This is a genomic window from Comamonas sp. BIGb0124 (genome assembly GCF_003752175.1).
GTDB lineage: Bacteria > Pseudomonadota > Gammaproteobacteria > Burkholderiales > Burkholderiaceae_C > Comamonas_F.
Genome location: NZ_RJVF01000008.1, coordinates 779913 through 793306 on the forward strand (window position 1 = coordinate 779913; position 13394 = coordinate 793306).

A 13394-nucleotide genomic window follows, 5' to 3' on the forward strand; every position below is an offset into this window, starting at 1 on the left:
CGCCGGTGAACGCCGGCGCGATGCCGAGTCGCATGGCCCAAGCTCAGGATGGCTTGTCGAAGCCGACTTTGGCGTGCAGATCCCGTGCATGGAGGATCGGTGGGCGGAAGATCGACTCACACGAATCCCTGACTTCGACCCAATGCGTGCCCTGCCCATGGATTTCGCATGCCGCATGGGCCATCGCATCCAGATTGGCACGTGCGGATGCCGTACTCTCCATCCAACGCGTGACATGCAGGGAGTGACCTCGAACATCTGAACGGCCTTCGATAGACCAACGAATGCGGATTTGCTTCATGGCGGCCACCTCAAAGATCGGATGGTATGCCGATTGTCTGGACCTGTATATGCGGCCTGGAGGACGCGAGCAGCGCTCGAAGGCCCCTAGCGCCTGAATAGATGGCGGGTGGTCAAGGCGATATCCGTGACGCTCGGGTTCGGGGACGCGGTACCCGGCGACTTGCGCCTCTCGATCCAATGGCTGCCCGCACCGTGGATCTCGCAGGCGACCTCGACCATGAACTCCAGATTCTCTTGCGACCGCTTGGTTCGATCCATCCACCTTCCCGAATACACGGGAACGCCGTACTCGTTCTTGCGTCCCGGTGTGGACCAGTGAATTCGGATCTGTGACATGACGCCTCCAAAAAATTCATCTTAGGAGGACGACTCAAGAATTCACGCTCGGAATGAGAACTGTCACAACCTTTGCAAATGGTTCGTACCTTGATCAGGGTACTCAGACGGCTCATCGGCCGTACGAGCGGAAGTCAGACAAACAATCCGCGGCGGCTTGAACGCTCCTCGAGCCAATGCGAGCGGGCGCCATAGTTCTGGTTGGCGACTTCGATGATGCGCGCGAGCTCTGCACGGGCGATGGCGTCGTCCGGTTCCCAGGCGCTGGCCGAGATCGTGTTCCCAGCAGCGTCCTTGCGCAGCAAGACGGACCACGCCATTCGAATTTCCATCATTTTTTGTTTCCCTTGAACATGGCTCACGGAGTCGCGGGCGACGAGCACTGCCCATAGCGTAAGCCGTTGCGCGGTCAATGATGAGGTCCATGTACCGCAGTTTTCAAGATAGGGAGATTGGCCTACGCGACGGACTTGGCTCGTTCAGGCCGGGCATGCACGGGGGTGCGTCTGTGGCGTGCCGAAGTGAAAAAATAGGTACGGGATACACCGCTTTGCAAGGCTTCGAGCAGGGCTCATGCTTCATTTATGAATGCTGCTTGCCATTGCCAGACCTAACGAGGGTGAAAATCGAAAATGCCGAGGATCAGACTTGCATGGGGCACGGGCTACGGAGCCGAGACCCTCCAAAGACAGGGGAAGTGGATCCCTGACACGGACAGGAACAGACGAATTCTCGCGGCGTCGATCGAGGCGTTCCACCGCGAGAACAAGGCCTCGATGACGTTCTACTGGATCGAGTGCGATCCGCCACGGGCAAAAAGTGCTTCACCGATTGCGGAGAGCGACAACCACAGCCCGCTTCCATGGTGGCAGGATGCGACTTTGTTTTCCGGCCGACTCGCGGTCTGAACAGGCCCTATTAATTCCTAAGTATCATTTTTTGGGCCGTTGACCATCTGTAGGACTGATCCGACACTATTCGCCTTCAGGAGATTGACATGGTGTCGTTCAAACTGCAGCAAATGGATGGTGAAGAGTACGCACGCGTCGCCCGCCCTCTTTGGGCCAAGCTGCTTTTCAGCCGCAGGCGTATGTACAAGAGCCTTTCCACGGGCCAACTGCACTTGGTGCGCCCAGGCGCCATCCATGAGTCGCAGTTGCGCGCACGACAGTCCCGCGCCAGCCAATTCGCACTCAGAGCTGCGAACTGATCATCGCTTGATCGGCATCGCCCTGCCGCCTCCGCACTTCGGCAATTGACAGTCGGGACACCTCGTCCCCCTTGCCCGCAGCTGTGCGATGTTGCCTACACATCCTTCAAGCAGGGCAGCCGCGCCTGGCGCACGGCCCGTGCAGCGCATGGGCGAGTTTGTGCGCCAAGTACTCCGACTCCAGCACCTTGATCTGGCTGGCCACTTCTCCATGAGCCGTATCCACCAACGCCCCCATTAGCGCATCCTGGATCGCGCCTTCGAGGCTGCCGCCTGTTATTGCCGTGTTTATCAGAGACCGGCCTCCGGCATTGCTCAGGTTGAGCGTGAGCTTGTCGCTCACAGCTTTCGCTGCCCTGCAGATTCTTGATGCTGTCGAGCTCCCTGATCTTGTTCAGCGCTCCCACCGTCAACTCTGCCTCGATCAAATTACTATATAGATTTTGAATATTCTGTTCAGATTGTTCAGCAGCCTGCTGACCACCTTGCCCGCTCTGTAGTCCACATAGCTCAACGCCGCATCATCGCCTACTCGGTCAGCGCTTGCCTCAGCATCGGCTCGCAGTTGCGATCAATTAGTTGGCGCTTGACTGGATGGGCCCAAAACTATGCTGTCTACAGACATGGGGCCGGAAGCCCATACATCCTCAGCACTCCCTTCTGGCCATACCCATTTCGCCCAGTTATCAATTAGCCATTTAACATCCAGAAAAACCCCTTCACACTGCGCTTCCGAAGGAAATGCAACATAGCAATTTATACCGGCCTTATGCCCTGTTATGGTAATTAGCGCCGGATTCAACGAACCCTCCGGAGAACTGCACACCATCATGACAACCTCATCCTCAAACGGATAGCCCGCGTGGAATTTAATCAAAGATCCTCTGCGAAGGGATCTTCTCTCAAAATCTATCAATTTAACCCACATCATTTTATCCTCAGGTCGTGACCACCTGATTTATCAATACAATCCTCAATAGCGCGAAGATCGTACATCCAAAACTCTCCCTCACGCCTACCTGTCTTTGGATTGACCCGCTCAAATCGTCCGTTTTGTGTATCGAGAGCGTATAGCTCCCCATCCACGGCGGATTCATAAACATCTCGACCACTTATTTTTGACAGAAAACTATCTTTCTGCATCCCGTGAATGCTTGCAGCTTCTACGGCCGCTTGTTTAATTACGGCCACCCACTGCGGGCTTCAGGGACGTGAGCAAGACCGATGGGATCCCACAGCTGGTACAAAACTTCGCCTACGGCACGGTATAGTACAAGTTTTGGTGGGCTATCTTTACTCATTCGGGTGTCTGCTTTTGGCCCCTCGGTCATGTCTTGGGAAGCGCTCACAGCGGTCGCCGACTGCAGACAATATGCTGTTGTCAACATGTTAATGACCGCGCGGATTATTTTGGTATGCGCTTCATCAGCAAGAGATGCTTTTCATTTAGCTTGCACAATCCGGCATCCAAAAGATAGCGCTTAATTTGTTCGAATTGCTGAATGGAGTTGAAGTATAGTTCGGTGCCCAGGCTGGGATGCCAGCCCAATCGCAGGCGGAACTTTGAAGGTATATGAGGCTGTACTCCCTCAACTTTCCACTCGGTGATCTCATAATCATAGGAAATTTGAATCGTCGAACTGGACATGGGGTGCGGAAAAATTTCTTCTCTTATCAACTGAGAAAGGCATGCTTCCGCTTGATTCTTCGTGATGCCATTGCTTCGTCGTCTGTCGATCTCACTTCCAATCAGCTTCTCATAGACAGAGAGTTTTCCTTCATCATCAGTCCAGCTAGATAGCCAGATCAATGGCTCAGAATTTTCCTGACCCGCGCGCACGAGGAAGTCCTGCCAACGCTTTTGTGCCGTTTGTAGATTCATTCGGCTGAGTCGATGGCCCCACACTGACGACTTAGGAGGCATATATCTGTACATGATTAGCTGGGCTCCAATCCAATCGGGCTGATGAAAATAGATGCTTGTCCAATAAAAATGGTAATTCCAATGGTTGTCCCCTAAGACAGCGCTCGAAGGAGGCGGCGAGTACGGCCTCGGATTATCTCTTGTGTATCCGCGACCGCCTTTGACCCCATCGTAGCCGTTGGACGCCGACATGAAGCGCGTATCGCGGCCGCTCGATGTACGCCGTGTGAAGCATAGTCTAACCATTGAGCGGGCGGCGCTTGACCTGCCCCGTGTAGGCATACCAATCATTGAAGATGAGATCCAGGGGTCTGCAGGTTAACTGATCCTGCGTCGGTAGTTAGTGGGTCGGGCTTATGGTGTTAGCGCCGATGTAAAACTGACCCACAGCGCCGAAGTAAAAGTGACCCACTGGCGCCGGGCATCTCGGGACAGTTCCACAAGACGACCAAGCCCTTCGCTCCGATATCTGGGTGTCCTCCAGCATCATGGCAATGGCCTTGCGCTTGTCCTGCGGGGCTAGCGCTTTACGCCGAAGACGACTTTGAGCGCTTCCAGGTCAAGATGAGCCTCGGCCAACAACTTCTTGAGCCGGGCGTTCTCGACTTCCAAATTCTTCAGACGGCGGGCTTCATCGGCCTCCATCCCACCGTACTTCGAGCGCCACTTGTAAAACGTGGGTTCGCTGAACCCGCCTTGGCGGCAGACCTCCTTGACTGCCAGGCCTGACTCGGCCTGCTTCAAGAATTCGATGATCTGCTGTTCCGTGAATCGACTCTTCCTCATATCCGTCACTCCAGCTCTGACGGACCTCACTTCCATTCAAATGGTATGGCTGTCAGGGGGCAGGTCATGACAGCAAACTCCATCCGTCACAAGTTGGGCAAAAAAGTGCTGCCTCTCTGATAGATTTGCGGAACACTGTTCCGCAAAAAGCGAGCGAGCAAAGAAAAAAGGCCCGTCGCTCACGCGAAAGGCCTTTGATCTTATTGAATTTTCGTGGTGGGACGTGCGCGACTCGAACGCGCGACCTACGGATTAAAAGTCCGCTGCTCTACCAACTGAGCTAACGTCCCAACCTCTGAATACAGTGCAGACACTGCATACAGCGAAGACTTAGATTATAGCGTCATTTTTTGAGCCTTTCGGCTCAAGGCATCCAAAATCCAACCGGCGGCGGTCATCCCGAAGGTGGCGGTGACGGCGACCGACGAGCCATAGCCGCTGCAGTTGAGGCTGCCGTCGCCCTCCCCGTCCACGGCGCACGAGGCGTCGGGCGGTGCGACGGCTTCGCGGCTGAAGACACAAGTCACGCCGATGCGCCCTTGGCGCGGAGCCGCATGCTCGCGCCGCAAGCGATAGCGCAACTGGGCGAGCAGCGGATCGTGAGTGGTTTCAGAAAGATCCAGGATATCGACGGCATGCGCCAGCCGTTTGCCGCCGGCTGCACCGATGGAGATGAAGAGTCGTTTGTGGCGCCGTGCCCAGGCGGCCATGGCGACTTTGGTGCGCACCTGATCGCATGCGTCGACGACGGCATCGACCGGCACGGGCAACAACTGCGGCCAGTTGTCGGGACTCGCGAAGTCGTCGACCAGGGTCAGCCGGCACTCGGGGTTGATGTGGCGTATGCGATCGGCCATGGCCTCGATCTTGGCCTGGCCCACCGTCGTGTCGAGCGCGTGGAGCTGCCGGTTGATGTTGGACTCGGCCACATGGTCCATGTCGACCAGCGTGATGGCACCCACGCCGCTGCGGGCCAGGGCCTCGGCGGTCCACGAGCCCACGCCGCCGATGCCGATCACGGCCACCGATGCGGCACGCAGACGCGCCGCGCCTTCAACGCCATACAGGCGCTCGAGCCCGCCAAAGCGGCGGGACAGATCGGGAGTCGGCTCGGATGTCATGCAGAAAGGAATAAAGGCCCGGGGGCAGAATGTCGGGGCAGAAAAGACAAAGCCCGATTGAGCGGATCAACCGGGCTCCGTTCCCAGAGCGCCGCTGGATGCCAACGACGCCGGGTGCAGGCGAGTTTACTTCAAGCGTGCCAGGCGTTCCCGGCCGGCCTTTTCAGCCTCGGTTCCAGGGTAGGTGCGCGAAAGCTCTTCCAGCGAAGCCCGGGCACCCTTGGTGTCCTTGAGTTCGATCTGGCAGTTGGCGATCGACAGCAGCGCATCCGCAGCGCGGCCGTGCTGGGGAGCCAGCGTCAGCTGCTTGCGGAAGTTGCTGATGGCTTCCTGGTAGTTCTTGGTGGCGTACTGCGCGTTGCCCAGCCAGAACAGCGCCGAAGGCAGGTAGCCGCTGCGCGGGTTCTGCTGCACGAAGTCCGTCAAGGCGGATTGCGCCGCATTGAAATCACCCGAGCGGAAAGTCGCAAAAGCCGATTCGTAGTCACGCTGCTCGGCCGGGGTGGCCGAGAACTGCTGGCCATCGAGGTTGATGGGCGCAGGCTCGAACTGCTTGATGCGGTCGTTCCATTCCTTCTGAGCACGCTGCAGATCGGTCACGCCGCGCTGGGCCTGCTCGTTCTGGCCGCGGACGTTGGCCACATCGCCCCGAACCTGATCGATCTGGCTTTGCAGATCGAGCAGGCTGCGGCGCAGGTTGGTGTTGTCCTGGCGCAGCTGCGTGACCTGGTCGCGCAGCTCGAGAATGGCCTTGCGGGCCTCGTCGTCGCCAAAAAGGGCATGTGCCTGCAGGACTGTGAAACAGCCTGCAGTCAACACGGCGGTGCGGATGTAACGTCCTGCAGTCACGATGCTCATAGATGGATTACTTGTAGTTCAGTTCGACGCGACGATTCTGCGCGTAGGCCGACTCGTCGGCACCTTGCACGGCGGGCTTTTCCTTGCCGAAGCTCACGGCTTCGAGCTGGCCGTCGGACACGCCCAGTTGGGTCAGCGCACGGCGGACGGCTTCTGCACGCTTCTGGCCGAGGGCCAGGTTGTATTCGCGGCCACCGCGGTCATCGGTGTGGCCTTCGAGCGAAACCTGGCGGCCACGGTTGGCGTTCAGGAAACGGGCATGGGCTTCGAGGATGGGCTGGGCTTCGGCGCGGATGGTGAAGCTGTCGAAGTCGAAGAAGATGGTGGTGGCCACATTGGCGGGACCGCGACCGCGGCCTTGCGAGGCACCCAGGTCGACGGACTGCACATTGCTGGCACCTTGTTGGCCGGCACCGGCGCCGCTACCGGCTCCCATACCTGCACCGGCAGCGTTTTCGTCGAGCTTGGTGCTCGAACCGCAGGCGGCCAGAACGAGGGCCAGACTGATCACGGACAGACGTTTAATCATTTTGCGAATACTCCTGTTGAAAAAATCAAATCAATCACTTGTCAAAAAAACTTTGGTCATGATCCCGTGGTCGGTCTCCCCCGCTGTTCATTTGCGCACAGGGCGCAGACGAATCCCCCGGTCATGCCCCCCAATTCATGTAAGGCCCCCAGGCGGGTTCGCGGATCTCGCCACTCTGGCCCGCCAGGCGGGTCTTGATGCGACCGTCGAGCGTCGTCGTCATCAGCGACTCGCGACCCTGGCGGGTCGCGTAGACCAGCAGTTTGCCGTTCGGGGCAAAACTCGGGCTCTCATCGCCGTTGCTTTCGGTGATGGGCGTGACGGTACCACTCTGCAAATCCTGCACATGTAGGCGAAAACCGCCACCTACCCGGGAGATGAACGCCATCGACCGGCCATCGGCGCTGATCGTCGGCGAAATGTTGTAGCTTCCGTTGAAGGTGATGCGCTGGGCCGCACCGCCGCCGGCACCCATGCGGTAGATCTGCGGCGAGCCGCCGCGATCGCTCACGAAGTAGATGCCCTGGCCATCGGGCGAGTAGACGGGCTCGGTGTCGATGCTCGACGACTGGGTCAGGCGGCGGGGCTCTCCACCCTGCGCGGCAAGCACGTACAGTTGCGAGCCGCCGTCGCGGCTGAGCGTGACGGCGATGCTGTTGCCGTCGGGCGACCAGGCCGGCGCGCTGTTGGAGCCACGGAAGTTGGCCAGCAGCCGGCGCTGGCCGGTCGCCACGTTGTGCACGTAGACCACGGGCTTGCGCGATTCGAACGACACGTACGCCAGTTGCCGGCCATCCGGCGACCAGTCGGGAGAAATGATGGGTTCGGGGCTGGCCAGGGCGACCTTGGCGTTTTCGCCATCGGAGTCGGCGACCCACAGGCTGTAGCGCTGGCCGGCACGCGTGACATAGGCCAGGCGCGTGGCGAACACGCCTTTTTCACCGGTGATCTTTTCGTAGATGTAGTCGGCGGCCCGGTGAGCGGCCAGGCGCAGATCGGCGGCGCTGATGGAGTAGCTCTGGCCACCCATGTCTTGCGCGCGGATCACGTCCCAAAGCCGGAATCGCACGTCGAAACGGCCACCGGGCAAAGCCGTGACGCTGCCGGTGACGAGGTTGTCGGCACCGCGCTGGCGCCACGGGGCCAGGTCGGGACGCGAGTTCTCGTCGAGCTGCTGGCCGGCGGCGTTCACGCCCCGGAACAGGCCGCTGCGTTCGAGGTCGGCCTGGATGATGGCGGCGATTTTCTGGGTGCTGGTGTCTTCGCCGCGGAAGGGGGCGACCGCGATGGGCATCTGGGTCATGCCGACGCCGGTGACCTCGACACGGAACTGCGCCAATGCCGGCAAAGCGGGTGCAGCCAACAGGCCGGAAACGACGGTGCGGCGCGACGTCACACCGGCTTGGAGAAATTTGTTCTGATGCATATTTGGGGGTCAGTCGTTAACAACTCAAACTCGGGCTGGTCCGTCCTATGCTCGCGCAGCATCGCCTGTGGTCCACAAAGCGCGCACGCAATCGCAGAGTTCAGTTCTAGGATGCAAAGACTACCACGGTCAAATTGTTGTTTGGCGGCAACGTGGAGACATCCACATCGCATCGCAACATCCAACACCCCGCATCCTGTGCGGTCTTTTGATCATGGCGTGAGCCATTTTCTGTTCCGAATTTTTGAGTTTGGTTCCTGATCAACCCGTCGCCGCACGCGAAAGAATGTCTCTTCTTCCTTATCGATCAAGCACTTGTCCAAAAAGTGCCTGTCTGCAGCGATTTACATCAGCACGATATCGTACTGCTCCTGGCTCATGGCTGTCTCGCTCTGTAGAGAAATAGGCTTACCGATGAAGTCCGACAGGCTTGCGAGATGTTGGCTTTCCTCGTCGAGGAAAAGTTCGATGACCTTGGGTGCACCGATGACACGGAACTCGCGTGGATTGAACTGGCGTGCCTCGCGCAGGATCTCGCGCAGGATGTCGTAGGTCACGCTGCGCGGTGTCTTGACATGCCCGCGCCCTTCGCAGACCGGGCAGGTCTCGGTCAGCATGTGAGCCAGCGAATCGCGTGTCCGTTTGCGGGTCATCTCGACCAACCCCAAAGCCGAGAATCCGCCGGCCATGGTCTTCACCCGGTCGTGCGCGAGCTCCTTGCCCAGTTCGGCCAGCACCGCCGTGCGATGGTCGTCGCGCACCATGTCGATGAAGTCGATGATGATGATGCCGCCCAGGTTGCGCATGCGCAGCTGGCGCGCGATGGCATGCGCGGCTTCGAGATTGGTCTTGAAGACGGTGTCGTCGAAATTGCGTGCACCGACGTAGCCGCCGGTGTTGACGTCGACAGTGGTGAGGGCCTCGGTCTGGTCGATGATGAGGTAGCCGCCGGATTTGAGATCCACGCGCCGTCCCAGCGCACGCGCGATCTCCTCGTCCACACGATACAGATCGAAGATGGGCCTCTCGCCCTTGTAGTGCTGAAGCCTGGAAACGGCCTTGGGCGTGAACTCCTCGCCGAACACCTTGAGCAGCTCGTACTGTTCGCGCGAGTCGATGCGGATGGTCTGCGTTTCCTCGCCCGACAGGTCGCGCAGCACCCGCTGCAGCAGGCTCAGGTCCTGGTGCACCAGCGAGCCCGCAGGCCGGCTGAGCGCGGCCGCACGGATGCGCTGCCAGGCCTTGCGCAGATAGCGCATGTCCTCGCCGAGCTCTTCGTCGCTGGAATCTTCGGCGTTGGTGCGCAGGATGAAGCCGCCGGTGCTGCCCTGCCCTGCGGACTGGCCCGGTGCGACATGCTCGGCCGCCAGCGCCTGCAGGCGGCGGCGCAACTCGTCGCGCTGCGCCTGCGGGATCTTCTGCGACACGCCGATGTGGTCGTCCTGCGGCAGAAAGACCAGCAGGCGGCCGGCCAGGCTGATCTGGGTGGAAAGACGGGCGCCCTTGGTACCGATGGGTTCCTTGATGACCTGGACCAGCAGCGACTGGCCTTCGAACACTTGCTTCTCGATCGGCAGCGAGGGCGAGGCCTGGCCGGTGTTCTGGTGATGGCGAACCAGTCCCATGTGCACGCCGTCGGGCTGGCGTTGCCAGACATCGCCCACATGCAGGAATGCCGCACGCTCGAGGCCGATGTCGATGAAGGCCGACTGCATGCCGGGCAGCACACGCACCACTTTGCCGAGGTAGATGTTGCCGACCAGTCCCCGCTCGAGCGTGCGCTCGACATGGATTTCCTGGACCGCGCCGTTTTCGACGATGGCCACGCGGGTTTCCTGGGGAGACCAGTTGATGAGGATGTCCTGCTGCATGCTGGGTATGGGATCGGGGAAGGTCGGGCGATCATGCCACGAGTCGGTCCCGGCGATCGGCCCGGATGGCGTCGGCCCCGCGACGCGGCAGGATCAGAGGACGAACCCGATCTGCCGCAAGAGGCCCGCGGTCTCGAAGACAGGCAGGCCCATGATGCCGGTGTAGCTGCCGCTGATGTGGGCGATGTGGGCAGCGGCCCGGCCCTGGATGGCGTAGGCGCCTGCCTTGCCCATGGGCTCGCCGCTGGCCACATAGGCCTGGATCTGCGCGGGGCTCATCGCGGCAAAGGTCACGTCTGAAACCGACAACGCCTGGAGCGCAGGCGCCGCGCCGCCCGGCGCCACCGACACGGCGGTGAGCACCTGATGGCGCTGCCCCGCCATCGCGGAAAGCATGCGGACCGCGTCGTCGACGTCGGCAGGTTTGCCATGGATCGTGCCGTCCAGCGCCACGGTGGTGTCCGAGCAAAGAACCGGTGCGACGGGCAGTCCGCGCCGCGCCAGCCGCGCCACGGCGGCCTCGAGCTTGAGCCCGGTCACCCGGCGCACATAGGCTTCGGGGGGTTCTCCCGGCAGAACGGTTTCCAGCGCCTCGGCATCTTCGCTCTCGTCGGGCAGCAGCAAGCGGTGTGCGATGCCCATCTGCTCGAGCAGTTGGCGGCGGCGCGGGCTCTGGGAGGCAAGGTAGATGAATTCGGCTGGCATGGGGTCGGGAGTCGTTGGGTGAGACCCGCTACGGGTCGGCAGGCGGCGCTCAGGCCTCGAGGCCGAACTTGTGGCGAATCACGGTGCAGGTGCCCCACAGCACACGCGAGAGCTCGTTGCCCGCGCGGTAAGCCACCACGCTGAAGCGGCGGTACCAGGGCAGCCGGCGCTGGGCCGAGACCGAGATGGTGGACGGCAGCGTGCCCGACTCGTCCGGCAGACACAGCGCCGGCGTGACCATGCGGTACTTGATGCCGTAGCGCCAGGCCCGGTCGAACGCATGGTCGTAGGGCAAGTCCATCGGCAGCAGTTGCTCGCGATAGATGGCGGCGGCCCGGCGGTTGATGAGATAGGCGTTGGAGCCCGAGTACTTGGTCAGCGGCACGCACAGGGCATGGCCGTCGGGCAGGCTGGACAAGGCGACCGGACGCCCCGAGTGATAACCCGAGAGCTTGGCGAGGTCCCAGCGTGTAGGCGCATCCATCAGCCCCTTCAGCACGGCGCCGGGATCGCTGGAAAACATGGCGTCGTCCTCCAGGATCAGCGCGTAGTCGTGGCTGGAGGCCAGGAACTGGTCGAAAGCCCGGATGTGCGAGAGATAACAGCCGACTTCGGCCGGGTTGATGTCCTTGCCGTGCAGGCGGCGATAGCCCTGCACCGAGACGTCGGGATGACGGTCGAGATCGAGCGCGCGGCCGTCGACGGCGGGCACACGCACCCAGGGCATGCCGTAGCCTTCCAGCCATGTGGACATGGCCTGCAGCCGCTCGGGCGACCGGTCCATGTTGATGATGTAGGCGCAGTAGTTGTGGTGCACGATGGTGTTCAGGGTGCTGGTGCGCGCCTCGCGCGGCGGCCGGCGCTGCGCCGGGCCGCGCTCACTCGCGGTGGTAGGGATGGCCGGCATTGACCGACCAGGCGCGGTAGAGCTGCTCGACCAGCAGCACACGCACCATGGCATGGGGCAGCGTCAGGTCGGAGAGCCGGATGCGCTCGTGGGCAGCCGCCTTGAAGGCCGGGTCGAGCCCGTCGGGACCGCCGATGACCAGGGCGACATCGTCCCCGCCGAGCTGCCAGTCCTTGAGCTTGCCGGCGAGTGCCACGGTCGTCAGTGGGGTCCCCCGCTCGTCGAGCACGACGATGCGAGGATGTTTGCCTGCGCCGGACTGGATCGCCGCCTCGATGCGCTCGCGCTCGGCGGCGTAAAGCGTCTCGACGGTCTTGGAGCCTCTCGGCTCGGTCTTGACGGCGCGCAGCTCGACCTTGAGTTCGGATGGAAAACGCTTGGCGTAGTCATCCCAGGCCGTCTGTGCCCAATCGGGCACCCGCTGGCCCACGGCCACGATCAGCAGTTTCATGGGCCGGGCGAGATCAGGAGGCCTTGGCCTTGACGGGCGCCTTGAGCGCCGGCTTCTTGGCAGGTGCTTTCAGTGCCGGCTTGGGGGCTGCGACCTTCTTGACCGGAGCCTTCAGGGCGGGCTTGGGAGCGGCTGCAACCTTCTTGGCGGGCGCCTTCTTGGCCGGTGCGGCCTTGGCTGCGGGCGTCTTGGCGGCGGCCTTCGGGGCTGCAGTCTTTGCGGCGGTTTTCTTGACCGTGCCGACCGCGGTCTTGGCTGCGGCCTTCTTGGCGACCGGGGCCTTCACCTCGGGTGCAGCCTCGGCCGCACTCTTCTTGGCGGCAGTCTTCTTGGGGGCGGCCTTGGCAGCCGTCTTGGCAGGCGCCTTGGCCGCTGTCTTCGCCGCAGTCTTGCGGGCCGGCTTGGTTTCCTCGCTGGCCGAGGCGGCCTTCACGGCTGCCTTCTTGGCCGCGGCCTTCGGTGCTGCGGCTTCCTTGGCTGCCGTGGCGGGCTTGAGGCGCACGGGCTTGTCGCCCCAGATTTCCTCGAGGCGGTAGTACTCGCGGATGGAGGGCTGCATGATGTGTGCAACAGCGGCGCCGCAATCGACGATGATCCACTCGCCGTTGTCTTCGCCCTCGATGCGGGGCTTGCCGAAGCCGGCTTCACGCACGGCATCGCGCACGCTGGCGGCCAAGGCCTTGGTCTGGCGGTTGGACGTTCCAGAGGCCACGATGACGCGCTCGAACAACGGCGACAGGTGCTCGGTGTTGAACACCACGATGTTCTGGGCTTTGACGTCCTCCAGGCCATCGATGATGGCGCGCTGGAGTTTCAGGACGTCTTTTTTGACTGCCGTTTCGGAAGTGGTCATGCAGAGAGTATCAGTTCAAGAATTGAGGGAACTATAGCGCGGGCCGCAGGATTCGACCATGGGGCCCGGCCTGTCCGGCTGAGCCGGGCAAAAAAAGTCAGTGAAGGATCGGAG

16 protein-coding genes, 1 tRNA gene and 1 pseudogene are annotated in these 13394 nt (G+C 61.3%); 1 reads left to right on the forward strand and 17 read right to left on the reverse strand.

The annotated features are described in order from the left end of the window. Window positions 1-43: 43 nt before the first annotated feature. The 3 genes from EC845_RS22065 to EC845_RS04750 form a co-directional block, all read right to left on the reverse strand. A complete protein-coding gene (locus EC845_RS22065; RefSeq protein ID WP_148077247.1) occupies window positions 44-301 on the reverse strand; it encodes a hypothetical protein in 258 nt (85 codons plus the stop codon). Window positions 302-387: 86 nt separating this feature from the next. Further along, entirely contained in the window at window positions 388-639 is a 252-nt protein-coding gene (locus tag EC845_RS04745; protein ID WP_123296029.1) for a hypothetical protein, read from the reverse strand. A 134-nt stretch (window positions 640-773) separates the two neighbouring features. Then, window positions 774-959 (reverse strand): hypothetical protein, encoded by a 186-nt coding sequence (locus EC845_RS04750; RefSeq protein ID WP_123296030.1) that lies wholly within the window; start codon window positions 957-959, stop codon window positions 774-776. 677 nt (window positions 960-1636) lie between these two features. Between EC845_RS04750 and EC845_RS04760 the strand changes: the two genes are divergently transcribed. Then, entirely contained in the window at window positions 1637-1849 is a 213-nt protein-coding gene (locus EC845_RS04760; RefSeq protein ID WP_123296032.1) for a hypothetical protein, read from the forward strand. Window positions 1850-1955: 106 nt separating this feature from the next. Here EC845_RS04760 and EC845_RS04765 read toward each other — a convergent pair whose 3' ends face one another. From EC845_RS04765 to rsfS, 14 genes and pseudogenes are all read right to left on the reverse strand, one after another. Next, the gene (locus EC845_RS04765; protein ID WP_158615620.1) at window positions 1956-2192 is read right to left on the reverse strand and encodes a DUF637 domain-containing protein; all 237 of its coding nucleotides are present in this window, start codon (window positions 2190-2192) and stop codon (window positions 1956-1958) included. Between the two features lie 228 nt (window positions 2193-2420). Then, window positions 2421-2780: an Imm45 family immunity protein gene (imm45, locus tag EC845_RS22800; protein ID WP_123296034.1), complete on the reverse strand. Its 360-nt coding sequence runs from the start codon at window positions 2778-2780 to the stop codon at window positions 2421-2423. A 474-nt stretch (window positions 2781-3254) separates the two neighbouring features. Beyond that, a complete protein-coding gene (locus tag EC845_RS22070) occupies window positions 3255-3731 on the reverse strand; it encodes a hypothetical protein (protein ID WP_148077248.1) in 477 nt (158 codons plus the stop codon). 493 nt (window positions 3732-4224) lie between these two features. Beyond that, window positions 4225-4559: pseudogene (locus tag EC845_RS04780) on the reverse strand (transposase); the annotation flags it as partial. 214 nt (window positions 4560-4773) lie between these two features. Continuing rightward, window positions 4774-4849 (reverse strand) — tRNA-Lys (locus EC845_RS04785). Between the two features lie 45 nt (window positions 4850-4894). Further along, window positions 4895-5680, reverse strand: a complete 786-nt coding sequence (locus EC845_RS04790; protein ID WP_123296036.1) for a ThiF family adenylyltransferase — start codon at window positions 5678-5680, stop codon at window positions 4895-4897. A 126-nt stretch (window positions 5681-5806) separates the two neighbouring features. Further along, window positions 5807-6538, reverse strand: coding sequence for a tol-pal system protein YbgF (ybgF, locus tag EC845_RS04795; protein WP_123296037.1), 732 nt, complete (start codon window positions 6536-6538; stop codon window positions 5807-5809). 7 nt (window positions 6539-6545) lie between these two features. Continuing rightward, window positions 6546-7067 carry a peptidoglycan-associated lipoprotein Pal gene (pal, locus tag EC845_RS04800; protein ID WP_123296038.1) on the reverse strand — a complete coding sequence of 174 codons (522 nt, stop codon included), beginning with the start codon at window positions 7065-7067 and terminating at the stop codon, window positions 6546-6548. A 121-nt stretch (window positions 7068-7188) separates the two neighbouring features. After that, on the reverse strand, window positions 7189-8493 hold the full coding sequence (gene tolB / locus EC845_RS04805) for a Tol-Pal system beta propeller repeat protein TolB (RefSeq protein WP_123296039.1): 1305 nt from the start codon (window positions 8491-8493) through the stop codon (window positions 7189-7191). A gap of 344 nt (window positions 8494-8837) precedes the next feature. Next, window positions 8838-10364 carry a ribonuclease G gene (rng, locus tag EC845_RS04810; protein WP_123296040.1) on the reverse strand — a complete coding sequence of 509 codons (1527 nt, stop codon included), beginning with the start codon at window positions 10362-10364 and terminating at the stop codon, window positions 8838-8840. 93 nt (window positions 10365-10457) lie between these two features. Further along, window positions 10458-11069: a nucleoside triphosphate pyrophosphatase gene (locus EC845_RS04815; protein ID WP_123296041.1), complete on the reverse strand. Its 612-nt coding sequence runs from the start codon at window positions 11067-11069 to the stop codon at window positions 10458-10460. Window positions 11070-11118: 49 nt separating this feature from the next. After that, window positions 11119-11976: a glycosyltransferase family 25 protein gene (locus EC845_RS04820; RefSeq protein WP_158615622.1), complete on the reverse strand. Its 858-nt coding sequence runs from the start codon at window positions 11974-11976 to the stop codon at window positions 11119-11121. Then, a complete protein-coding gene (gene rlmH / locus EC845_RS04825) occupies window positions 11948-12427 on the reverse strand; it encodes a 23S rRNA (pseudouridine(1915)-N(3))-methyltransferase RlmH (RefSeq protein ID WP_123296043.1) in 480 nt (159 codons plus the stop codon). The genes EC845_RS04820 and rlmH overlap by 29 nt, the downstream gene beginning before the upstream one ends. 13 nt (window positions 12428-12440) lie before the next feature. Next, the gene (gene rsfS / locus EC845_RS04830; RefSeq protein WP_123296044.1) at window positions 12441-13280 is read right to left on the reverse strand and encodes a ribosome silencing factor; all 840 of its coding nucleotides are present in this window, start codon (window positions 13278-13280) and stop codon (window positions 12441-12443) included. Between the last annotated feature and the right edge of the window lie 114 nt (window positions 13281-13394).

Coding starts and splice junctions, on each gene's coding strand:
- rng (WP_123296040.1), bottom strand. CDS start 10,364: ATGCAGCAGGACATCCTCATCAACTGGTCTCCCCAGGAAACCCGCGTG.
- rsfS (WP_123296044.1), bottom strand. CDS start 13,280: ATGACCACTTCCGAAACGGCAGTCAAAAAAGACGTCCTGAAACTCCAG.
- EC845_RS04750 (WP_123296030.1), bottom strand. CDS start 959: ATGGCGTGGTCCGTCTTGCTGCGCAAGGACGCTGCTGGGAACACGATC.
- EC845_RS22065 (WP_148077247.1), bottom strand. CDS start 301: ATGAAGCAAATCCGCATTCGTTGGTCTATCGAAGGCCGTTCAGATGTT.
- EC845_RS04790 (WP_123296036.1), bottom strand. CDS start 5,680: ATGACATCCGAGCCGACTCCCGATCTGTCCCGCCGCTTTGGCGGGCTC.
- EC845_RS04815 (WP_123296041.1), bottom strand. CDS start 11,069: ATGCCAGCCGAATTCATCTACCTTGCCTCCCAGAGCCCGCGCCGCCGC.
- EC845_RS04760 (WP_123296032.1), top strand. CDS start 1,637: ATGGTGTCGTTCAAACTGCAGCAAATGGATGGTGAAGAGTACGCACGC.
- ybgF (WP_123296037.1), bottom strand. CDS start 6,538: ATGAGCATCGTGACTGCAGGACGTTACATCCGCACCGCCGTGTTGACT.
- tolB (WP_123296039.1), bottom strand. CDS start 8,493: ATGCATCAGAACAAATTTCTCCAAGCCGGTGTGACGTCGCGCCGCACC.
- EC845_RS04745 (WP_123296029.1), bottom strand. CDS start 639: ATGTCACAGATCCGAATTCACTGGTCCACACCGGGACGCAAGAACGAG.
- pal (WP_123296038.1), bottom strand. CDS start 7,067: ATGATTAAACGTCTGTCCGTGATCAGTCTGGCCCTCGTTCTGGCCGCC.
- imm45 (WP_123296034.1), bottom strand. CDS start 2,780: ATGATGTGGGTTAAATTGATAGATTTTGAGAGAAGATCCCTTCGCAGA.
- EC845_RS04820 (WP_158615622.1), bottom strand. CDS start 11,976: ATGCCGGCCATCCCTACCACCGCGAGTGAGCGCGGCCCGGCGCAGCGC.
- EC845_RS22070 (WP_148077248.1), bottom strand. CDS start 3,731: ATGAATCTACAAACGGCACAAAAGCGTTGGCAGGACTTCCTCGTGCGC.
- rlmH (WP_123296043.1), bottom strand. CDS start 12,427: ATGAAACTGCTGATCGTGGCCGTGGGCCAGCGGGTGCCCGATTGGGCA.